Source organism: Leptospira licerasiae serovar Varillal str. VAR 010, assembly GCF_000244755.1.
Classification (GTDB): Bacteria; Spirochaetota; Leptospiria; order Leptospirales; family Leptospiraceae; genus Leptospira_B; species Leptospira_B licerasiae.
In genome coordinates this window covers 1,546,721-1,569,225 of sequence record NZ_AHOO02000005.1, presented here as the reverse complement: position 1 = coordinate 1,569,225, position 22,505 = coordinate 1,546,721, and the positions used below count along the sequence as shown (strand labels likewise).

Genomic DNA, 22,505 nt, shown 5'->3' with positions numbered 1-22,505 from the left:
CTAAATTTCAGATCGAGTAAGCGTCTGAAACTAGTTGCTCCTGCTCTTTTGTATGGACTTTCATATGTCCGGCAGCAGGGCTTGCGGATTCTTTTCTTCCTGCATACTTGAGTTTTGTTCCGTTAGGAAGAAGATCTTCGAATCTATCCCTTACAAATGTCCAAGCGCCTTGGTTCTTAGGCTCTTCTTGGCACCAAACAAAAGTTTTAGCGTTTTTGTAAGTTTTAAGTACTTCTTGGATCTCTTTCGCAGGGAAAGGATATACCTGTTCTACTCGGATCAGAGCGGTGTTTTGCACCTTATTTTCTTCTCTATATTTTAGAAGATCATAATATACTTTTCCGAAGCTGAATACTACCTTCTCCACTTTATCCGCTTTGATCTCGGCTTGGTCCGGAAGAACTTCTCTAAACGCACCTTTTAATAGATCGTCTATAGGAGAAAGTGCTCCAGGGAAACGTAACAAAGACTTAGGGGTGAAAATGATCAGAGGTTTACGGAAATTACGCAAAATTTGTCTACGAAGCAAATGGAAATACTGAGCAGCATTCGTACAGTTTGCTACTTGCATATTATTGTCCGCGCATAGTTGCAGGAATCTTTCTATCCTACCGGAACTATGTTCAGGTCCTTGTCCTTCATATCCGTGAGGGAGAAGGACCACAAGACCGGACATCCTTTGCCATTTCACTTCGGAGCTGGAAAGGAATTGGTCGAAGATCACCTGCGTATTATTTGCAAAGTCACCGAACTGAGCTTCCCAAAGAACTAACGCGCTCGGGTCGGAAAGAGAATAACCGTATTCAAAACCTAAAACGGAAAATTCGGACAAGGAGGAGTTCACAACCTCCGCCTTGGCTTGTTTTTCGGAGATATGATTCAGACCTACGTATTTCTCTCCGGTGTTAATATCTACCAACACTGCATGTCTATGAGAGAACGTTCCACGCTGGCTATCCTGACCGGAAAGACGAACTCTAAATCCGTTTTCTAAAATGGAACCGAAAGAAAGAGCTTCCGCCATCCCATAATCCAGAGAAACTTTTCCTTCCGCCATTTCCTTACGGCTTTGTAGAAGTTTTACTAGTTTAGGGTTCGGAGTGAAACCTTCCGGAACGGTAGTGATCGCTTTTACGATACGATCGATTTGTTCCGCAAGTAAAGAAGTAGCAGTACCGCTATCCAAAGGTTCTTTGGAATATTTTGCCCAAACACCTTGCATAGTATCCACTTTCATCTTGATATCTTGTTCTTTCGCTCTTTGAAAAGAATCTTCCAAACCTTGAGCGGAGCCGTTCTTAATGAAATCCAACTCTTCTCCGGTGATGTCTCCGTCATTTATCAACTTTTTCTCATATAGCTGAGCGGTAGGAAGATGATTTTTGATGATAGAATACATCTTAGGCTGAGTGAATGCAGGCTCATCCGTTTCGTTATGACCTAATCTGCGGTAACAGATCAAATCTATGATAAAGTCTTTTTTGAACTTTTGGCGGTATTCCATTCCGAGTTTGGTCACTCGGTATACCGCTTCCGGATCGTCTCCGTTTACGTGAACGATCGGGATTTGGTAACCTTTTGCCAAGTCTGTTGCATATAACGTGGATCTAGATTCGTTCGGCAAAGTAGTGAATCCGATCTGGTTATTGATCACTATATGAAAAGTCCCGCCAGTAGTATAACCGTCCAGGTTCATCAGGTTGATGGTTTCTGCCACCACACCCTGACCTGCGAACGCCGCATCCCCATGGATGGTGATCGGCATAAATTTAGAACGATCCGCATCTCCATACTGTTCTTGGCGAGCACGAACAGAACCGGTAACAACAGGGTTTACTGCTTCCAAGTGACTTGGGTTGAATGCGAGAGAAAGTTTTACTTCCTTTCCGCTCGAAGTCATTTTGCTATTAGAATATCCTAAGTGATACTTAACGTCCGCATAATTTTGAGCGCTTGCATCCGCCTTCTCTTCGAATTCAGCGAATACTAGAGAAGCAGGTTTTTCGATCACATTTACGAGTACGTTCAAACGTCCTCTATGCGCCATACCGATCACTAGTCCGTCCATTTTAAAACGTCCGGCTTCTTCTATGATCGTGTCTAGCATAGGGATCATACTTTCTCCTCCTTCCAAGGAGAAACGTTTTTTACCCACGTATTTTTTAGCTAAGAATGTTTCCAAATGATCCGCTTGGAATAATTTTTCGAACAGTCTCAGGCGTGTACTTTTAGGAAGAGGAGCGTGATATTCTGCAGATTCGATTTGATTCTGGAGCCATTCTCTTTCTTCGTCGTTCACTAGATAATATTGTTCGTAACCTACGGTACTACAGTAAGCTTTTTCAAACCAAGCTATAACATCTTTCAGTTTTGCGCGACCGAGAGAAGGATTCTGTGTGTCGACTACCGTATCCAGATCCGCAGCAGTTAGATTTCCCAATTTGGATTCGATGAACTTGCGGTTCGGCTGAGAGATCCCAAGAGGATCCACATTTGCAGCTAAATGTCCCTGTCTGCGATAAGCGTTCAACAGGTTGATAATCCCCATCTCTCGGATGGACCCTGCTTGTGCATCGGTAAAAGAAGTGGCAACTGCCGGCTTTCCGTTACCATTCCCGTTTCCGTTGGAACCGTTCTGAGGATATACTCCGTTAGTCTCTACTTCTTGAAAGAACAGAGACCATTCTTTGTCTAGAGAGTTCGGATCCTTCTTAAACTTTTCGTAGAGTTCTTCGAGTAATGCTCCGTTCTCTCCGTATAATGCCATCAATTGTTCGATTTTCATGATCGGATCTCCCCTAAGCGTGAATTGCCCACTTGTCTACGGCCATGGCGGCCTCTTTTACGACTTCGGACAATGTAGGATGTGCGTGGAAAGAACGGGCTATATCTTCCGAAGAAGCGCCGAACTCTACCGCAACTGCAAGTTCAGCGATCATATCCGAAGCCCTAGGCCCGAACACAAACGCTCCCAATACCTTATCCGTTTTTTTATCCGCTAAAATTTTGACTTGGCCTTCCGCTTCGTTCATAGCCTTAGCTCTCGCATTGGGCTTGAATAATGACTTACCAACTTTGTATTCTACACCGGCGCTCTTAAGTTCTTCTTCACCTTTTCCAACCCAAGCCATTTCAGGCCAAGTATAGATAATGCTTGGAACCGCAGCATAATTAACGTGTCCGGATTGACCCGCGAGTAATTCCGCAAGTGCAACACCTTCTTCTTCCGCCTTATGAGCAAGCATAGGTCCGTCAATCACGTCTCCAATTGCGTAGATACCTGGTGCGCTAGTTTGGAAATGAGGATCTACCTTAATCCTTTTTCTTTCCGTTAATTGGACCCCTGCTGTTTCTAATCCGATCCCTTCGATGAAAGGTCTGCGGCCTACCGCAACAAGCACAACGTCCGCATCTAGTTCGGATTCTTTTCCATCAGGTGCTGCAATCTTTACTTTAGCACCAGATTTGGAAGCAGTAGCGCCTAATACCTTATGTTCAAATAAGAAATTAAAACCTTGGGACTCTAAACTTCTTTGCAATAAACTACCGAAAGATCGGTCCACCGTAGGTAGAAGTCCCGGTAGGAGTTCCACCACTGTGACTTCCGCACCTAGTCTTCCCCATACGGAACCGAGTTCCAAGCCGATGACTCCCGCTCCGATCACTACCAGTTTTTTAGGAACTGATCTTAGATCGATAGCATGATCGGAAGTGATGATCGTCTTTCCGTCCACAGGAAGGCTAGGAATATCGATTGGAACAGAACCTGTTGCCAGAACGATATGTTTCGCGCTTAAAACTTCTTTTTTGCCATCAGGAGAAGCGACTTCTACCTGGCCGCCTCCGAGCAATTTTCCAAAACCCTCATAACGAGTGATCTTGTTCTTTTTCATCAAGTAGTCCACACCGTCTGTAACTTCTTTGACGATCGTGTTCTTGCGCTCCATGAGTTTGTTTAGGTCCAGAGTGACTTTACCTACTCCGATCCCATGGACATCAGTCTTATGTAATACTTTATGATATTCTTCAGAAGAATCCAAAAGCGCCTTGGAGGGGATACAGCCCACGTTCAAGCAGGTCCCGCCCAAGGTTTTTCTTTTTTCGATGATCCCGGTCTTGAGCCCGAGTTGAGCCGCTCGGATCGCACCCACATAACCTCCGGGTCCGGATCCGATTACTAATACGTCGTATTGTTCCGCCATGATTCCTTCTATTCCTTAGACTTCTAAAAGAAGGCGGGTCGGATCTTCGATCGCTTCTTTTACTTTTACGAGGAAGGTTACCGCTTCTTTTCCGTCTACAACCCTATGGTCATAAGAAAGGGCAACATACATCATAGGTCGGATCACTATCTGATCGTTCACTACTACCGCACGTTTTACGATATTATGAAGTCCTAAAATTCCACTTTGCGGTGGGTTCAGGATAGGAGTGGACATCATGGAACCGTAGATCCCTCCGTTGGAAATGGTGAATGTTCCACCTTCCATATCGGATAGATCGATTTTTCCATCTTTCACCTTGTTCGCAAGGCGAGCGATCTCGGATTCTACCTGAGCGAAACTCAAAAGATCAGCGTCACGAACGATCGGAACTACCAGACCTTTTGGACCTCCAACAGCAACACCGATATCGAAATAGTTTTTATAAACCAGATCCGTACCACGAATTTCTGCGTTGATTGCAGGAACAAATTTTAAAGCTCCGATCACTGCCTTAGTAAAGAAACTCATAAATCCTAAATTGATATTATGTGCGTCTTTGAACTTGTCCTTGTACTTAGCGCGAAGATCCATCACAGCACTCATATCCACTTCATTAAAAGTAGTGAGAAGAGCCGCGTTATGTTGAGCCGCAACCAAACGATTTGCGATCGTCTGGCGAAGTTTAGTCATTGGAACTACGTTTTCTCTCGGAAGATTACTACGAGAAGCTGCAGGAACTGCTTTAGGAATTTCAGGAGAAGGAGCAGACTTGGCTGCTGCTGGTGCTGCAGAAACTGCAGCCGCAGGGGCCGACTGTTTATTTGCAATTGCGTTTAACACGTCTTCTTTTGTGATCTGTCCGTTCTTGCCGGAACCAGAGATAGAAGCAGGATTTAGTCCATTATCATCTATCAATTTGCGAACTGCAGGAGGAAGTGTATCATTCTGCGCTGCGTTAGTCGTGTTAGTTTGTGCTGTATTTGTTGGGGAAGGAGTGCTTGTAGTAGGAGTGCTTTTTGCAGAGGCAGACGGGTCTATGATTCCGATCACTTCTTTGATCTTGACCGTCTCCCCCGGTTTCTTGTTAATTTTTTGGAGAACTCCCGCCGAGGGGGCTGGTACCTCCATGGTCACCTTGTCGGTTTCCAATTCCACCAGGATCTCGTCCTGTTCTACTCGTTCGCCTTCTTTTTTTACCCAGTTTGCTATTGTTGCTTCCGTAATGGATTCACCCATTTCGGGAACCTTGATCTCTATCGACATCTTGATCCTACGGAGGTCGGTGTATACGTCCCGTTCCGGGACCGCCTCCATTTCACTTTCGGAAAGCGGAAAAATTCTGTAAAGCCGTTCTTGTCAAATCGGTGTTTTGGATGAATTTTCCCGAAATCGCACTCAGTTTTTAGTCCGCTTGCGGTTTAAACTTACGTTCCGTTTTACCGATCTCTTCGTCACTGATCTGGTATTCCAATTGCAGGAATTCTCTGAAATCTATTGACTTATGATGGTCCCGATCTCCGTCGCATTGGCGGTTTGCCTGGACAGCTTTTGTCACTCCTGCTACAGTAATCGGCTTTAAGGTAAGGTTCTGGGTTACAGGACATACTCCCGGCTTAGGAGACAATCCATTATACGCGCAGGTCCCTCCACTTTGCACTTCTTCCGGTTGTGGATCCAGACCGTGCTCATCCTCAAAAGTCGGATAATTCTCACCGTTATAGAAACGACGATACATTTTTCCCCAAATAGGAACTGCAAGAACTCCAGCTGCCTGACCTCTTCCGAGTGAAATAGAACTCTTATCGAATCCGAGCCAAATGACGGTGGTCAATTTAGGATCGAATCCACAGTACCAAGCGTTTGTAAAAGAAGAAGTGGATCCGGTCTTTCCCGCAGCGATCCCTTTGTAATTTCCTTGGTCAGGAGAATGGAGTCCGTTTGCTGCAGTTCCTCCCATGGCAACCATGGTCAACATTTTGCGAAGAATGTAGGCTGTACCTTCGCTGATGATCTGAATGGAACCGTCTTCCGCTTCTTTGTCCAATTCTTCTCGGACTTTTAATTCTTCGTTATAAATTACATTTCCCGACTGATCGATCACATACCGAACAGAAAGTGGGATCACATTTCTTCCCTTATTTGCGATGATAGAATATCCCACCGCCATTTCATAAGGAGATAGCTCCGCAATTCCCAAAGCAAGCGCAGGGCTTGGCATAAATCTGCTCTTATCAGCCTTTGTTAAGCGAGAAGCAAAATCGATGACCGCATCCGCACCTGTACGCAAGAACACTTGCACAGAAACGATATTTAAGGACATGGAAAGTGCTCTGGACAGAGGGACCATTCCTTGGAAATCCCCGTCAAAATCCTGAGGAGACCAACCTTCTCCTTCTTCCGTCAAAGTGGTCAAAGGTGCATCCATGATCCCGGTTCCGGAACCTACGATACGTTCGGCGATTGCAGCACCGTATACAAAAGGTTTGAAAGAAGAGCCTGTCTGCCTTCTCGCCTGCACCGCGCGATTGAACTGGTTTTTAGGAGTGAATTCATAACCTCCGACCATAGTTTCTATATAGCCGTTTGTATGATCTATCGTAATAGCAGCGCCTTCTACGTGAAGGTTTTTACCGAATACTGCGGATCTTTTCTGAAATTCAGTGAAAGCAGCCGATTCGTTATCGGCAGGCAGAAGTAAACTTAAAACATCTGCGGAATCTATCAGTTCTTTTTCCAGCGCGACCCTGAAGTTCGCTTTATCATCTAAACGACTGACAAAAGGAGGAGCCACTGGGAATAAGGAACCGAGAAAATTATAAAGTCCAACAAGACCTCTATCCGCGCCACCTGCATAGTTTACGGTAACTCCGGAAACAAGATCATCGTGTTTTTTAAGAGCCTTGCGAAGTTCGTCTTGAGCGATCTCTTGTTTGCGGATATCCAAAGTAGTGTAAATTTTGAGACCACCGCTGTAGATCCTATCTTCTCCCAATTCTTTTAACAACCTCTGTCTTACGAACTCGGTAAAATGGGGGGCTCTATTCAACTTGGTTCCCCAGGTGGATTGAGAAGGGGACTGAGTAATTACGATGGGCCAGTATTTTTCCCAAAATTCGTCATGGATAGTCTGGACCTTATCGTTCGGAACAAATCCCTGGGAAGCCATAAGTTTTAGCACTTCCAGGTGAGCCCTTTTAGAAGCGGCAGGATTTTTATAAGGAGAATAATCCACAGGCGCCTTAGGAAGTCTTGCAAGAAGTGCAGCTTCTGCCACATCCAGATCCGAAACATCCTTATGGAAATACACATCCGCCGCAGAAGCAAGTCCTGTAGTCCCATGACCTAGGTATATTAAGTTAAAATAAATTTCTAATATTTCTTCTTTAGAATATTCCTGTTCTATCTGAAGAGTAAACAGAGCTTCTACAAATTTACGGATAAAGGATTTTTTTCGATTATTCAGAACGGTTTTAGCAAGCTGCTGAGTCAGAGTGGAACCACCCTGTTTGATCCTTCCTGAGATCACGTTGACTGCCGCTGCGCGAAGGATTGCAGAGAAGTCTATCCCAAAGTGATTGAAAAAGTTATTATCCTCTACGGAAAGGAACGCTTGGACCACATGAGGAGGAATATCTTGGTATTTAAGAAGTTGTTGTTTATGGCGATACAACTCTGCATACACTACGCCGTTGATATCATACAAACGAGTAGGAGTAGTCGGTTGGTACGAAGCAAGGATGGCAAGCTCTCCTCCCTCGTCCACTTCTGCGATAATGTATCCGAAAAACAGACCGCCCAGCAAGGCTAAGACCAAAAGTGTTTTTGTCGCTCTGTGAATTCCTTCGCTAAATAGATTCATACGAGTTTGAATTTCATTCCTTCTCTAGCCAGTACAATGGATAGGTCCTTAGCTCCAAGATTTTCAGCATGGGTTCTGGCGTCATCCAAGATGATGGCTAAAATTTCGTCCGAATAGGCGGGTTCATGGTGGGTCAAAGCCAGTTTTTTGATCTCCCAGGAAGAAGCACAATTGACTGCCATAGTATAAGAAGTATGGCCCCAATCGAATTTTTGAAAAGATTCATCCAGAGTGTATTGGGCGTCCAAAATCAAAAGATCTGCACCTTTAAAGAACGGTTTTTGCTCCTGAATGAGGGGAAAATCCTCTCCATTATATTCTGCGTCGGTGGCAAAAATAAAACTTTTCCCATTTTCTGTGAATTTATAGGCGATGGAGCCTCCCGGATGTTTAAGGGCAAGCCATTCCACTTTGACACCGCCGATTTCCAGGACTTCTCCCTTTTGGAGCCTATGGAAATTTCTTTCTGAACCGAAATGATCGAAATGGATCGGAAAAAATCTGGGCTCCTGTTGGTATTTTAATCTTTCCGGAAGATCTTCTAAGGGAGAATAGAAGGTAAATTTATTACCGGGAATGTACATCGGTTTGAAAAAAGGGATCCCATGGATATGATCCCAGTGGGTATGAGTGAAAAATACGGAAGCTTCTCCCTTTCCTTGCCCGAATTTATCTCGGACTAGTTCCTCTCCCAAAATTCTTGCTCCGGTTCCAAGGTCCACAATCAGTTCCACCCCGGAAGAACCTAGGATCCGAACGCAGGTAGTATTTCCGCCGACCACATAGTTCAGAGGTTCCGGCAACTGATCGAACCATTCTTCGGGAGAAGAGAACGCTTTTCCCTCGGACTTGGCGACAAGCCTCAATATGGAAATTACTTTCTCCCTGTATTCCTCATTCGATAAGGGGGCAGGAATAGATCCCCGGACTCCGTACAAGAAGATTTCCATCTTAGGAACATTTACTATATTTGGCCCAAACTGTCAAAGGAAACAAAATCCGGATTTAGGTTGTCGTTCGAAAGGAAAAAAGAAAACTAGGAAGGCAATGGCGTCTTTCTCTAGCGGATTCGGTGTCTCAACCTCTCCCCTCGTTCGTAAACTTTTGATCTTAAATATTGCCATTTTCGGCATAGAGTTTATTCTAAGCCTGGTGGCCCCATCTATTCTTTTGGCCATCCTGGGATTATTCGGTCTGACTCCCGGCCTGGTCTTAGAAAAGTTTTTCGGCTGGCAGCTACTGACTTACAGCTTCTTCCATTCCCCTAATATGCTCATCGGATTTTTATTCGAAATGTTCGCATTTTGGATGTTCGGGTCCGCGTTAGAGTCCCATTGGGGAACCAGGAATTTTTTACGTTATTTTATGTTCTGTATCTTCGGGGGAGGAGTCGCCACAGTACTCGCATCCATGCTAGGATTCCAGCAAGGGACAGTATTAGGGATTTCCGCGGTTCTATACGGGCTAATCACGGCTTACGCATTGATTTGGCCGAATAGAGAACTTTTGTTTTGGGGAATATTCCCTATCAAAGCAAAGTATTTGGCCATCATCATCCTGGCAGTTTTGGTAATTTTAGGACTACAAGCAGGAACTCCGATCGCCAACGGACTGGGCGGATTTGCAGCAGGTGGACTTTATTTTCTATATTATACTAAAGTAAAATATAGATTTGGGATTAAATTTCCTAGCTTCTCTTTTTCCAGATGGCGACAAAAAAGAAAAATGGTCCGCTGGCAAGAAGAGATGAAAACAAGAGAAGAAGCAAAAGAAGAAGTAGATCGTCTCTTAGAAAAAATTTCGAAAGAAGGAATGAATTCTCTGAATAAAAAAGAGAAAAAATTCCTGAAAGAAGCTTCGAGCAAGTATTATAAGGCAGAAGATTAATTTTGCCGCCTACTCAAATGAAATCAACTGCTGATAACCGACCTTAAAACCTTGGTTGTATGTATTATCCTTTCTCATTCCATATAAACCGCTAAAAAAGACTCTCCCTCCCTCTCCCACTTTATATTGAACCCCCGGATGAAGATTGAATGAATCGGAACGAGAAGTTGCAATCGTATCTTCCACCGCCATACGATAGGTAGTTTCCAAAAGAAGGATCCAATTCGAATTTGTTTCGTAAGACAAAGTAGCGCCCGCTTCCATATAACGATAATATTTATCTTGGACGGGATCTCCAAACTTGGAATCGGTTTCCCTTTCATATAAGCCGAATGCCTGGAATTTTGTTCTACCAAAATCCAACACAAAACCTATATATGGGCGAACCAAAAGAAGATCCGGATTTCTTTCTCCGATCCAGGGTTCAGATGCAGAAGGTCCGTAAACGTTTACTCCCCCTCCTAACGAAAATATCCCGAAGGTGAAAAACGTTTTTAGACCTGCTTTCCATCTATCCCAACCGCTCCAAGGAGTAGTTCTTGTAGCATATTGATCTATATATCCGTAACCCGCAGAAACTGAAAAATGATCTCCTAACTTAAACTCTCCATCCAAAGAAACGTTGCGATTCCGATCATAATCCTTGGAATTCCGATATTCTTTTGCGCCTGCACTAATTATGAAAATATTATATACTCCGACAGACTGACCCCATACTGGATAAGGTATAGGAGTCTTATCCGATCCTAAAATTTCCGCCAGAGGACTTATGAATATCAGAAGGATCAAGAATCGATATCTCATAGATATTGTAACCAGAACTCTGGCAAAGATGCTCTTAAATATTCTCTCACTCTCTGGGAAAGAATTCCGTATCCTTCGTCGGTTAGATGACCGCCGTCCAATAACATTTCACTGTGGATCAGATCTTCAGGATCAATCCTTGGAACGAAGTTCACTCTTTTTTTCATTTCCAAATTGATCATAGACGCCGCTTTTACAGGCCACGGAAGCTGGACAGTCCACACATTCAGAACGATGATATAGTCGCAATGGTCGTTCAATATTTCCAGGGTCTTGAGTTGACGCTGAACAGTTGAGTCGACCTCTTCCCAAGTAGGCTCGAAATTATTTAGGAAATCATTTACACCTCCGTTCAACATGCAGGATCTATATCTCCCTGTTTCATTTTTAGCCGCCTCTTGGATCTCATAGGTCCTTCTACCGGGAAACGCCTTCTTATAAGTCTCGAATTCCGGAAACTGTTCCTCTACAGGCCAGAATGCGGAGATACTATCCCCGAAAAGAGCAAAGCTAGGTTTGTACAATTTTGATTCTTTAGATTGGATATCCTGATGCTGTATACATGCCCCTAAAAAAAGGGGCACAGTCAGAATAAAAATTAAAAACCTATTAAAAACTTCCTTGGTTTCCGAAGGGGAAAAAAGAAGTCTCAACTTCTCTAAGAAATAAATTATATTCATTTTTCATAATGCTCTATAAATTAGGACAAGAGAACGAAGGATAATGTTCCAATTTTCCCAAAAATCAAGTAACGGTGACCGGAGTTCAACAAAACTTAAAGTGGACTTTAATATTATGTTTTAATAATACATATGGAACCTGGTTCATTTTTGCTAATACAAAGTGTTGAAATTAATTCCAAAGCGAGAAAAGAGAGAAATTTGTTTAGGACCTATGTTCAAATACGCCAATTCGGACTACAGTCAGTAGTAAAACCCATGGACGAAAACTATAGGCAGCTATACCCTGGTCTCGAAGTGAGAACTTTTATACTAGATCAAAAATCCATCAGGACACCTTATTATAATCTAGCTTTGGAAGAAGCTCTCGCAGTCCAACTAGTGTCCGGAGGATATTCCGGCGGGGTTCGGTTTTGGGAAGGACCCAGGTCGATCATAATGGGTCTCTCGGAGAAACCTGAACTAAGTGCAGGAAAGGAGAACATAGAAAGATTCCTGACGACATTCCGAAAAAGACAAAGGCCTAAAAAACCTTCTACAACAGATCCGGTATATTTAGCCAGAAGAGCAAGCGGCGGCGGGACAGTTGTTCATGAACCGGGATGGAATCTAAACTTTAGTCTTTTTGTTTCCTTAGAAACAAAACCGGAACTGTATCCTGTCTCCAATTCTTATAATATATTCTTAGGCTTGATATCTTCTGCTTTGAACAAGCAAGGGCTGAAAACAAGATGTAAAGGTAAATCCGATCTGGCTTTGGAACTTTCTCCGGATATATGGAAAAAAATTTCAGGTAACGCTCAGTTCAGAAAAAAGAACTGCATAGTACAACATGGGACCTTGATTCTCGATCCAAGGCTGATCCCATTGGTGTCGGACCTCCTTCCTCACCCTCCGGAGGAGCCTGAATACAGAAAAGGCAGAAGTCATAATGAATTTGTGACCTCCTTACCGGGCACATTTTCTCCCGGAAAATTCAAACAAGACCTTTCCCTTTTATTTGCGGATTATCTGGGGGTTGAAATCCTAGGTACCGAAGCGGATCCTTCCTTCTTTCGAAACGTTCGCAAAGTGGCAGATCGGCTGTTTCAGGAAAAATATTCAGATCTAGGCTATATTCTGGGAGAATGATTCTCTCAAGACCACCGAGGAAAAAATGAAATACCTTCCCCAACAAGACCCCGAAATTTTTAAAGCCTTACAAGCGGAAGACCAAAGACAGGAACAAAACCTGGAAATGATCGCTTCCGAAAACTTCGTGTCCAGATCCGTTTTGGAAGCCTATACTTCCACGCTTACTAATAAATATGCGGAAGGATATCCCGGAAAAAGATATTATAACGGATGTGTAAACGCTGACGCAGTCGAGTCCATAGCGATCGAAAGAGCCAAAAAGATCTTCAAAGCAGAATATGCAAACGTTCAGCCTCACTCGGGGGCGCAGGCAAATATGGCGGTCTTCTTGGCTACCATGGAACCGGGAGATTCCTTTTTAGGAATGAATCTGGCTCATGGAGGACATTTGACTCATGGTTCTCCGGTGAATATCAGCGGGAAATATTACAAACCGATCCCTTACGGCGTAGATCCTAAAACGGAGACAATCGACTATGATGCCCTTGCGTCTCTTGCAAAAGAGCATAAGCCTAAATTGATTGTCGCAGGTGCTTCTGCGTATTCCAGAACGATCGATTTTGATAAGTTTGCAGAGATCGCAAGATCGGTAGGTGCAAAACTTATGGCGGATATCGCACATATTTCCGGGTTAGTTGCCACCGGATATCATCCTTCTCCAATCGATAGTTTTGATTATGTTACTACCACCACCCACAAAACTCTCAGAGGGCCGAGAGGAGGATTAATTCTTTCTAAATTAGAAAATGAGAAAGTTCTGAATTCCAGAGTATTCCCCGGAATCCAAGGCGGACCTCTTATGCATGTGATCGCAGCAAAAGCGGTAGCATTCGGAGAAGCTTTAACTCCTGATTATAAAAAATACATCGAAACAGTGCTCGCAAACGCGAAAGTTTTGGCGGAAGTTTTCGTAAAAAGAGGATTCAGAGTAGTGAGCGGTGGGACGGACAATCACTTGGTCCTACTCGACGTTTCCGTAAAAGGTTTAACAGGCGCGAAAGCTGCGGACGGACTTGACGAAGTGGGAGTTACTGTGAATAAAAACGCGATCCCATTCGACAAAAATCCTCCTGCTGTCGCTTCCGGAATTCGTTTAGGAACTCCTGCACTTACTACCAGAGGACTCAAGCCTTCCGATATAGAAAAAGTAGGAAATTTGATCTGCGATTTCTTGGACAATCCGGACGACGAAAAAACTAAGGAAAAAGTCAGACACGGTGTAAAAGAGATCACCCAACAATTCCCAATGACCAATTTTAGATTGGATTAAAATTTACAAACTTCTCCGGGGGAAATTCCGGAGAAGTCATCCATCCTCCCCCGAATTCTTCTCCCTACCCCACCTCCAACTAAGTAAACATCTTGACGAGTTTATCGTTCTATTTACTGTTTTTGCATGCTTATATTAGGTCAGGATCCCGGAAGCCCTATCCTGATTTGGCCAGAGTTCTCTTGGACTCCAGTTATTAGCGGAGGGATCTTTTTAGTCCTTCTGCTCACCGTTATCTATTTACTGCAACGTTATCTGCGCAGACAAAACCGCCTTACGTTTGAATACAGGACCAAGATCGTATCCAAACTAAAGCTCAATCATTTTAATTCCAGAGACACAAATCTTTTTCATACTTTTTTGGACCAAGTAGATAACGCCGATCTAAAACGATTGGCAGAAGATCCTTCCTGGTATCGAAAATATTTCCTTCCTGAGTTCTTACAGTTCCTTGCAGAGCAAAGCAATCTTCCCGCATGGAAAGATATATTGATAGTGCATACGTTAGATCGTTTGATAGAAGATCATAAAGCCATTGCAAAAAACTTTATCACCGCCATCTTAGAAACGGACTCCGAGGAAAGATTCCCTGCCTTATTAGGCATCCAAGAACTGGACGAGAATTCCTTAAATAGAGCAATCAGGGCTAGGATCTATACGAAAAAAATCGGAGCTACATTCTCTCTTACCAGATACGAAAGAATACAGATCCTAATTCCGAACGAGAACAAACAATGGCTCAAATCTGAAGCAATATTGATCTCTCAAGAAGGAACAAATCTAACCTTACAGATCAAAACAATTCCGGAACTGGATGAGAAAAAAAGTGAGGAATGGATCGAAACTGCGAGAACCAATCCGGCTAGCGCGACCCTTCCTGGCACAATACCCGACGAATATATAAACAGTCTTGCCCAAATTTTGGAATATTCAGGATTGAATCCAAGTATTTGCGAAGAGATCACTCGACTTGTAACTGCGTATAAAGAGCACCCTGGATTAACGAGGAGGAGCCACAGACAAGAAGATTATAAAATTTTAATACGATTGTACAAAGTTTGTTTTTTAAAATTTCGCTCCCAAACAACAAGTGTGCCCAAACCTGTCCTTCTATTTATACATTTTTTCTTTTTGGACGAAGGTTTAGTATCTCCAAAAAGATTGCAGGATCTTGAACTCGCAATCCCCGCTCTAAGATCTTCTGTCAACGACCGCCAGTACCAGGAAGTAAAACTTTCCGTTCACCTTTTGCCCGATTGGTTGAATTTGATACTCGCAGGCAAAAAGAATCCTTCTCAAAATCATCTGGGACAAACCTACGATCAGATACAAAAATCAAATCTGCGTTGGAACCAAGAAGCGGAAGCGAAAAATATAATGAATAAGGAATATCTTTTGCATATTCTGGACTGGGAATTAGAAAATATTCTTTATATGGGGCTCTTAGGAGTCTCTTTAAACCCGAATTTTGCTTATCCGATCCTTTCTGAAGACCAATTTTACGGAGCTACAGAATCCAATCTGACCTTTCCTGATAAGATCCTATCAAACGCGGAAAGAGTTTTAAAGATAGACACAAGCATTTTTCGCAGAGAAGTAAGCGCTGTTTCTAACACTAATCCGAGTCAAACCGATTTGTATAGAAAGGAATTTTTCGCGGATTGTATCCTTCTTCCATATAGCGGCAACAGAGGAGTTCTTTGGCAAGATACAAGCGTAGGCAATCAAGATTACAGCAGATTGCTATTTCCTCTTGTAATGACCGAGAATGCCACGTTAGTAGTCACTAAAACTCTGGGGGAATTTCGTTGGGAGACCGAAAGGACATTAAGAGGTAGAAAATGGAAGGACCCCATCCCTGTTTCTCTCACCTCGGAATATTTTTCCTATCTGGAAAACTTCCAAAGGAATCCGAACCTAACCTCGGAAGCTAAAAAAAGAATAGAACAACAATGGGTAAAGGTCGGAAAGAATATCAAAGATATGTTTAGTCTCGATTATGCCTATTGGATCCTAATGGAAGCGGAAGGAAAGCCCAGGCTCAATCGATCCGTTAGGGAGATCTTGAATCGATTTGTTCCGATCCAGATCAAGTAGTGATTGTTTCCTTTCCAGCAGGGAGAATCCGAATAGAAGTCTGAAATTCGCAAGGAAATTAGTTTTCATGATAGGAAGTCCCTTTTTACTATGAATTCACTTTAAATCAATCGAAGAGGAAGAGGAAATCGCCCATTGAAATATCTATTTTCCAAAAACGAATCGGAAATACCTGCACTAAATGGACTTAGATCCATTTCGATACTTTTAGTAATTATTTTTCATTTTTGGCAAGGGGCAGAAAAATTCCATCTACTTAGTTATCCAAATCAATTTATCTACCAATTTCTTTCCAATTGTAGAAGTGGGGTGGACCTTTTCTTTATTCTAAGTGGTTTTTTGATCTATGGAGGCTTACTAAACGAAAGCAAAAGGACCGGTACCTTAGATTTAAAACTTTTTTATATTAAGAGAACTCTGAGAATTATGCCCGGATATTATTTATTCTTATTGTTCTCATTATTCTATGCAAAAGCTCAACTAAATCTTTATATCCATATACCGAATCCTACGGGAGAACAGGCGGCCGTTATGAGCCGACTTTCAAACGATATTGCAGGCTCCTGGACCGATGCCCTTTATATCTCCAATTACTTTTATCATCGATTATTTCAACACGGCTGGTCGCTATCTATTGAAGAACAATTCTATCTAGTGATCCCTAGCTTGTGTCTGCTTCTACTTTTTAAGTTAAAAGATGACAATCGTAGAATTTTCGTATTAGCAATATTCATAATCCCCATTTTATTAAGAATTTCTTATATAGCGTTCGGCTTGAAGGCGAGAACGATCGAACTCCATACCGAGACCAGGTTTGATACGATAGTAAGTGGAATGTTAATTGCAGAATTGGTGCATTGGAAACCTGAATTTTTCAAGAGTGAAAATCGAAAACCTTTTCACTCTCATTTGATAGCTTTTATTTCTATTCTTTTCCTAGGATTGGGTTTTCTTACGGACAAAATTGGAGTCGGTGCAATCTTAAATTATACTTATTTCCACATCGGATATTCTACTTTATTTATATTATGCTTATTTGATAAAAGCTTAGTAAATCAGTTTTTCAGCCTCTCCATTTTTAGGCCTTCCTCAAGAATTAGCTATACGATGTATTTATGGCATGGTTTGGGAATTCAAATAGCGACTGGAATCATGTTCAGGGGAGAAACACGCCCATATAATTGGGTGACTTTTCTGTTATCGGAAAGTTTTACAATTTTAGTCTGCTTTATCATCTGCATCCCCATCTTCTACATAACTGAAAGACCTTTCTTAGCTCTAAGAGATTACTTAGTCAAAAAAATGAAGAAAAAGAAAAACGAAACAATGGTTCCGAACTGAGTTTTATGTTTTCCTCTAAAGTTTTCAGATCTCCATAGTTTACAACTTGTAAGGAGATCTTAGATACTTTCATGGAATTATATTAGATAATCCCGCTAATTTCCAGGAATATTAAGATCATGGAAGAAGTAACTCCCACTAAAAGACAGCGATAACTCCATCTTAAATATCTATATTTTGTAAAATAGAGTGATTTTCCTAAATGATATAGATCCCTAGTCAAGGCCTCATACAAAGAAGAATCTTCCAAAGCGATCTCTTCCATCTTAACCATAAATTCCTTTTCGCTCATTGGAGCAAAATGCCCGAAAAACAATGGGTTTTCTTTGCCGTTCTTTTTTTGTTTGAACGTAGGCATCACTGCAAGGATTGCTAAAATTGCGGCAATCACGATGAATACCATCAAAGTCAGTAAACCTGTTCTATATACAGGTCTTTGGACATATCCCAAGGAGAGCGAAAGTATTACGAAAGATGCAGCGATCAGAATGTTCGCTTTTTGGTCCGCCATTTGGCTGAGTTGAGAATGATGCTGGTGAACGGTCCTAAAAAGATAATCTACGGCAGAACGAGCGCGGACCGTTTTGAAATGATCTGATTCCATAGCTCCAAGGATTTTGGAAAATTTTTTTAGACAAGACATAAATCATTCTAGCCCGGAGCCTAAAACCCTCTTTTTGGAATTCCTACATCCCAAATATCTTTACATTTTTTAACATATCATTTATATAGTATATATGTATTTAGGTCCCCTGGAAGGTTTCCAAGACCAATTGTTTCACCCTGTCCTAGGCTGGAGCAGGGACAATGTCGGGCTTTTAACAGGAAGACAGGGAATCTATACACTGGCGCTGCGCTGGGAATACGCATTTGCGGTGTCCGGCTTCCAGGTCTTTAATTTGGATTGTGCCATTCGTTTCGACGTATTCACGATTACGGAAGAGACCAGAAAGAGAAGAGTTTCTCCCGAAGCTCTTTTGGAAAAGATCCTGGTGCAAAGAGCGTTCACTCCTTATCAAATCTTGGACTCCTTAGGGGAGATCTACTCTTCTACAAAAGAGAATACGATCTATTTCATTTTAGCTCCTTGCAAACAATTCTTCGATGGAGATGTTCAGGACGACGAGGGTCTTTTCCTTTTGGAAAAATTGGTATTACTATTAGAGCGTATGCGCGCCAAACAGATCCCGATTGTACTTGTGGAATCCACAAAATACACTCATCCCAACTTTCAAAAAATTTTTCCTAAGTTAGTCGATCTTTCCGAAGATCTTTGGGAATTAAACGTAGTGGAGGGTCATTCTTATTTAAAGATCAGAAAAGCGAAATCTATATACGAGATCGGAACAGATCCGAATTCCAAACAGGAGTTTATTTATGGGTAGGACGGTCATTCCATATTCCAGACAAATGCAGTATATCGAGTCCAGTCTAGGACAATACAGAAGAGGACTTCGTAAACCGGACCAGGAAATTTTTGACGAATTGATCCGAACCGCAAAACTGCAAGTGCAAGCAGGCGTGATGGCATCTTCTCCTTATCCGATCGATATTATGCTTCTTACGATGATGATCGATCTGAAAAAAGAGATACTTAGATTAAAAAATGAGATAGAAGTTCTTCGGGAATCGGAATGAATCTCAAAACAGCGAAAGGATATTTGTTCGACGTTTATCATGCGGAGGACATAGTATATCTTTGGCTAAAAAATGAAGAAGGAGAGTCTCAACTTTTCTTGGATAAATTTAACCCGGTCATATATGCAAGAGGAGAAACCGATCTACTTAAAAAATTAGTAAAACGTCTTTTCGAGCTGGATGCCATCGTAGATATTCCAGTTTACGAAAATAGAAACCTATTCTACGAAAATAAAACAGTTCCGGTCCTAAAAATAATCATCACCAAACCTTCTATCCTCCCTAAGATCAGCCGCAAATTATATGCTCTGTATGGAAAATTCGAGATTTATCATTCGGACCTGGATCTTCCCACTAGTTATATGTTCCAAAAAGGTCTATTCCCATTATGTAAAATGGAGATCGATTATACCGAGGATCCAGGAGCAAAAAGGGTCGTAAATGTCAGGACCGAAGACTCTCCCTCCGAAATGGATTACGAGGTCCCTAAATTCAAGATCATGTATTTGGATCTCAAAAAAAGCCATAGGATCAATATAGAAAACAATCCTTTAATAGTCAGAACGGACACAGATTACCATGAATTGTCCGGAACAAATCCAAGAATATTATTAGAAAAACTAGATATACTTTTAAGGGAAGAAGATCCGGACATTCTTCTGACCAAATACGGAGATCAGGTCATTCTGCCCTATTTGTTCTACCAATCACAGAGACAAGGATTTCTTCCTGCATTGGATAGAGATAGAACAACTCCCATCCGAAGAAATATCAGCACCAAAGGAACCAGTTATTTTACATATGGAAATATAGTATTTCGTGCACCCTCTTATCCTTTATTCGGAAGATGGCATATAGATTCTAAAAACAGTTTTGTGTATAAGGAAGCCGACCTAATGGGAGTTGTGGAACTTGCAAGATTATCCAGACTTCCTATGCAAAAAATGGCAAGAGCATCCACAGGCAAGGCGCTCACTTATATAGAAACGGACGTGGCATTGCGAAGAGGTTACTTAGTGCCTTGGCAAAAGAGTGCAGTAGAAGCTCCTAAAACCGCTCTCCAATTATTGGAAGCGGACAAAGGTGGTTTGGTTTTCCAACCGAATGTCAGTGAAGGGAAAACAGCGGAGAATGTTGCTCAATTGGATTTTGCTCAGATGTATCCGAGTATCATGGCAATGCATAATATCTCTCCGGAATGTGTAAACTGCCTATGTTGTGCTAACGACGAAACTGTTCCTAAGGCGCCGGATATAGGATATCGTATCTGCAATAAACGTAAAGGAGTCGTTTCAGAAGCCTTGGAACATGTGCTGGAAAGAAGAGCATATTACAAAAAAAGATCCAAAGTCACTTCCGGAAAACAATTGGCGAACTATGAAGCGAAACAAGCCAGCTTAAAATGGATGTTGGTCACTTCATTCGGATACTTAGGTTATAGAAATGCAAAATTCGGAAGATTGGAAAGCCATGAGAGTGTAAATGCATTCGGAAGAGAAAAACTACTACTCGCAAAAGAAACTGCAGAAGAATTCGGTTACGAGTTCATCCATGCGATCACCGACAGTATATTTATTAAAAACCATAATTCTTCTCCCTTAAGCGCATCCGAACTGGACTCCTTGTGTTTAGAAATACAAAAACGCACAGGGATCAGAATGGAAGTAGATGGGATCTATACTTGGCTACTTTTTCCACCTTCCAGCCAAGATTCTGAAATGCCCGTCGCTAATAGATATATGGGAAGATTCCAATCCGGAAAATTGAAATGCAGAGGGATAGGAGCCAGAAGAAAGGACCTTCCCCACTTTATCACAAGTGCACAAAGTGAAATGTTAGAATGGATGAAAACCAAAGTTACGATCCAGGATCTAAAAGAGTCGGAAGCCGAAATTTTATCCATTTATCACACATACGATTCCATGATCCGGCAAAATCGAATCTCCCCCGAAGATCTGTTACTTCTCAAATCCAGTTCCAGGGAATTGGAAGAATACGAAGTGATGGGGGCCACAGCGCTTTCTATGATGAAACTTAAAAATTTTGGAATGGATGTGCAAGCGGGAGAAAAAATAAAATACTTAGTATTGAACCAAAAATCAAAAACTAAGGATAGAAGGTACATGCCGGAAGAAGAATTACAACTCTATCCGAACAAGATCAAAAAGACAGGTTTCGATAAAGAATATTATAGAAAAATGTTAGTAGGGGTTTTTAGAGAAGTCTGGGCGGAATTCGCTTCTTTTAAGGATTTTGATTCCCTAATAGATCCCCAGGGAAAATTCGATTTTTAAGTTAAAGAACGCCCTTTTGCATCAATTCTAAATTCTTAATATATTTATCCCTTTCTCCCGGATGATCGGATTTACTCTTAAACTCCAAGCCCATAGTCAAATGCCCATCCTCGTCCTTTCCCCACCATCTGATGGCTGCAGAAACGGTTAAAGGGGCCTGCATTTTGAACAAAACATCCAATATAAAACCCTCCTGTTTAGGTAAGGTATCTATCAAATTAGGATCATGGATCTTCACCTTAAGCCCTTTTGGAGAAGCGTCTAAAACCCTGAATTTTTCCGTAGTTTTGATCGTATTCGATTCCTTGATCCGCCCTACAACCTCATCAGAAAGTTTTCCCAGTTCTTCTAAATAATCCGAAGTAAGTTTTTTATCCTTACTCTGAATCCAGATATAGCCTATAGGGATAGATTGGTCGGAATGGTTTTTGTAAATGATAGGACGTATGAGCTCAGAAACAATTTTTTGATCCTTAAATTTGCGTATGACACTCCCTATATCATCATCAATATCTTTGGAATAATCTAAACGATCAGGTCCTGATCCAGAGTAAGAATTAATATTTTGTGCATCTTCCAACAATAAAGATCTCTGAGTGCGTTTTACGATCTCGAACTTCCTATCCAAACCGGGCTTAAAAGTCTCGATTACTATATTATCAGTGCTATTCTTTTTGAGACGGTTCTTGTAATCCTCTAAATTCACTTTTATCAAAGTCGGAATATTGAACATATTCGCATCGATCACCGTTTTAGGAGTGATTAAGTTTGTAACGACCGCTTTACCGTTTGTAACTTGGACCCTTGCACTTTCCCGATTCAATTTAGCAATTGCGAGTCTTTCTACCTTCAGAAGGTAGAGCCCCTTCTCGACTTTTTGAAGAAATTGGCAGTCAATTTCTATATACTTAGCAAGTATCTTGAACAAGGAGACCTTCTTTTCAGCAGCCTCTTCCCAGTCCTCAGGCATACGGATCAGGATTTTTTCATCCTCTTCTAAATACTTTTTGATAATTGCCTTTTGATCAAAAGGATAGATCTTAAGAGAAAGTTCCTGGTCTAAGAGATATTTCAGAATAACGTGCTTTTTCTGATCTTTGGAAACGATATAATCTAAAGCTCTGGAATTCTTTTCAAAATATTGCATAATCCGACTATACTTCACTTAATAAGCGAATTGATTCTTTCCGAATTAACCGACTCACAATTTATCCTTGGAATGTCTTCCGTTTTCGATTTTTTTAGGTAAAATCGCCTTCTTTTGGAAAAAAAAATTTTACCAAGTTTTATCCGTTA

Annotated in this window: 17 protein-coding genes; 8 read left to right on the top strand and 9 right to left on the bottom strand. The window is 41.8% G+C overall.

The features are described from left to right. Nucleotides 1-7: 7 nt before the first annotated feature. From LEP1GSC185_RS07855 to LEP1GSC185_RS07835, 5 genes are all read right to left on the bottom strand, one after another. A complete protein-coding gene (locus LEP1GSC185_RS07855; protein WP_008595902.1) occupies nucleotides 8-2,785 on the bottom strand; it encodes a 2-oxoglutarate dehydrogenase E1 component in 2,778 nt (925 codons plus the stop codon). A 13-nt stretch (nucleotides 2,786-2,798) separates the two neighbouring features. Then, nucleotides 2,799-4,202: a dihydrolipoyl dehydrogenase gene (gene lpdA / locus LEP1GSC185_RS07850; RefSeq protein WP_008594704.1), complete on the bottom strand. Its 1,404-nt coding sequence runs from the start codon at nucleotides 4,200-4,202 to the stop codon at nucleotides 2,799-2,801. 15 nt (nucleotides 4,203-4,217) lie between these two features. After that, nucleotides 4,218-5,468 (bottom strand): 2-oxoglutarate dehydrogenase complex dihydrolipoyllysine-residue succinyltransferase, encoded by a 1,251-nt coding sequence (gene odhB, locus LEP1GSC185_RS07845; protein WP_010514076.1) that lies wholly within the window; start codon nucleotides 5,466-5,468, stop codon nucleotides 4,218-4,220. A 139-nt stretch (nucleotides 5,469-5,607) separates the two neighbouring features. Next, nucleotides 5,608-8,064: a penicillin-binding protein 1A gene (locus LEP1GSC185_RS07840; RefSeq protein WP_008594133.1), complete on the bottom strand. Its 2,457-nt coding sequence runs from the start codon at nucleotides 8,062-8,064 to the stop codon at nucleotides 5,608-5,610. Continuing rightward, nucleotides 8,061-9,014, bottom strand: coding sequence for an MBL fold metallo-hydrolase (locus LEP1GSC185_RS07835; RefSeq protein ID WP_008593544.1), 954 nt, complete (start codon nucleotides 9,012-9,014; stop codon nucleotides 8,061-8,063). Before LEP1GSC185_RS07835 ends, LEP1GSC185_RS07840 begins: the two co-directional genes overlap by 4 nt. 97 nt (nucleotides 9,015-9,111) lie before the next feature. Between LEP1GSC185_RS07835 and LEP1GSC185_RS07830 the strand changes: the two genes are divergently transcribed. Further along, nucleotides 9,112-9,951, top strand: coding sequence for a rhomboid family intramembrane serine protease (locus tag LEP1GSC185_RS07830; protein ID WP_008595308.1), 840 nt, complete (start codon nucleotides 9,112-9,114; stop codon nucleotides 9,949-9,951). A 9-nt stretch (nucleotides 9,952-9,960) separates the two neighbouring features. Here LEP1GSC185_RS07830 and LEP1GSC185_RS07825 read toward each other — a convergent pair whose 3' ends face one another. Further along, the gene (locus LEP1GSC185_RS07825) at nucleotides 9,961-10,755 is read right to left on the bottom strand and encodes a hypothetical protein (RefSeq protein WP_008593785.1); all 795 of its coding nucleotides are present in this window, start codon (nucleotides 10,753-10,755) and stop codon (nucleotides 9,961-9,963) included. Beyond that, entirely contained in the window at nucleotides 10,752-11,435 is a 684-nt protein-coding gene (locus LEP1GSC185_RS07820) for an SGNH/GDSL hydrolase family protein (RefSeq protein WP_008595704.1), read from the bottom strand. Before LEP1GSC185_RS07820 ends, LEP1GSC185_RS07825 begins: the two co-directional genes overlap by 4 nt. 297 nt (nucleotides 11,436-11,732) lie before the next feature. Here LEP1GSC185_RS07820 and LEP1GSC185_RS07815 point away from each other — a divergent pair, with 297 nt between their 5' ends. From LEP1GSC185_RS07815 to LEP1GSC185_RS07800, 4 genes are all read left to right on the top strand, one after another. Next, a complete protein-coding gene (locus LEP1GSC185_RS07815; RefSeq protein ID WP_024863938.1) occupies nucleotides 11,733-12,566 on the top strand; it encodes a lipoate--protein ligase family protein in 834 nt (277 codons plus the stop codon). Nucleotides 12,567-12,591: 25 nt separating this feature from the next. Beyond that, nucleotides 12,592-13,839, top strand: coding sequence for a serine hydroxymethyltransferase (gene glyA, locus LEP1GSC185_RS07810; protein WP_008595570.1), 1,248 nt, complete (start codon nucleotides 12,592-12,594; stop codon nucleotides 13,837-13,839). 126 nt (nucleotides 13,840-13,965) lie between these two features. Continuing rightward, the gene (locus tag LEP1GSC185_RS07805; protein ID WP_008594139.1) at nucleotides 13,966-15,936 is read left to right on the top strand and encodes a hypothetical protein; all 1,971 of its coding nucleotides are present in this window, start codon (nucleotides 13,966-13,968) and stop codon (nucleotides 15,934-15,936) included. A 135-nt stretch (nucleotides 15,937-16,071) separates the two neighbouring features. Next, complete coding sequence (locus tag LEP1GSC185_RS07800) at nucleotides 16,072-17,277, top strand: acyltransferase family protein (RefSeq protein WP_008595480.1); 1,206 nt, start codon at nucleotides 16,072-16,074, stop codon at nucleotides 17,275-17,277. 82 nt (nucleotides 17,278-17,359) lie between these two features. Here the strand turns inward: LEP1GSC185_RS07800 and LEP1GSC185_RS07795 are convergent, their stop codons facing one another. Next, the gene (locus LEP1GSC185_RS07795) at nucleotides 17,360-17,881 is read right to left on the bottom strand and encodes a Pycsar system effector family protein (protein WP_232298502.1); all 522 of its coding nucleotides are present in this window, start codon (nucleotides 17,879-17,881) and stop codon (nucleotides 17,360-17,362) included. Nucleotides 17,882-18,014: 133 nt separating this feature from the next. Between LEP1GSC185_RS07795 and LEP1GSC185_RS07790 the strand changes: the two genes are divergently transcribed. Genes LEP1GSC185_RS07790 through LEP1GSC185_RS07780 form a run of 3 tightly spaced genes read left to right on the top strand, consistent with a single transcriptional unit; the run spans nucleotide 18,015 to nucleotide 21,209 of the window. Next, nucleotides 18,015-18,662 (top strand): hypothetical protein, encoded by a 648-nt coding sequence (locus LEP1GSC185_RS07790; RefSeq protein ID WP_008593805.1) that lies wholly within the window; start codon nucleotides 18,015-18,017, stop codon nucleotides 18,660-18,662. After that, nucleotides 18,655-18,915 (top strand): DUF8156 family protein, encoded by a 261-nt coding sequence (locus tag LEP1GSC185_RS07785; RefSeq protein ID WP_008595587.1) that lies wholly within the window; start codon nucleotides 18,655-18,657, stop codon nucleotides 18,913-18,915. The genes LEP1GSC185_RS07790 and LEP1GSC185_RS07785 overlap by 8 nt, the downstream gene beginning before the upstream one ends. After that, nucleotides 18,912-21,209: a DNA polymerase domain-containing protein gene (locus tag LEP1GSC185_RS07780; RefSeq protein WP_008594063.1), complete on the top strand. Its 2,298-nt coding sequence runs from the start codon at nucleotides 18,912-18,914 to the stop codon at nucleotides 21,207-21,209. Before LEP1GSC185_RS07785 ends, LEP1GSC185_RS07780 begins: the two co-directional genes overlap by 4 nt. Before the next feature lies 1 nt (nucleotide 21,210). Here LEP1GSC185_RS07780 and LEP1GSC185_RS07775 read toward each other — a convergent pair whose 3' ends face one another. After that, nucleotides 21,211-22,356, bottom strand: coding sequence for a DUF1577 domain-containing protein (locus LEP1GSC185_RS07775; RefSeq protein WP_008595684.1), 1,146 nt, complete (start codon nucleotides 22,354-22,356; stop codon nucleotides 21,211-21,213). Between the last annotated feature and the right edge of the window lie 149 nt (nucleotides 22,357-22,505).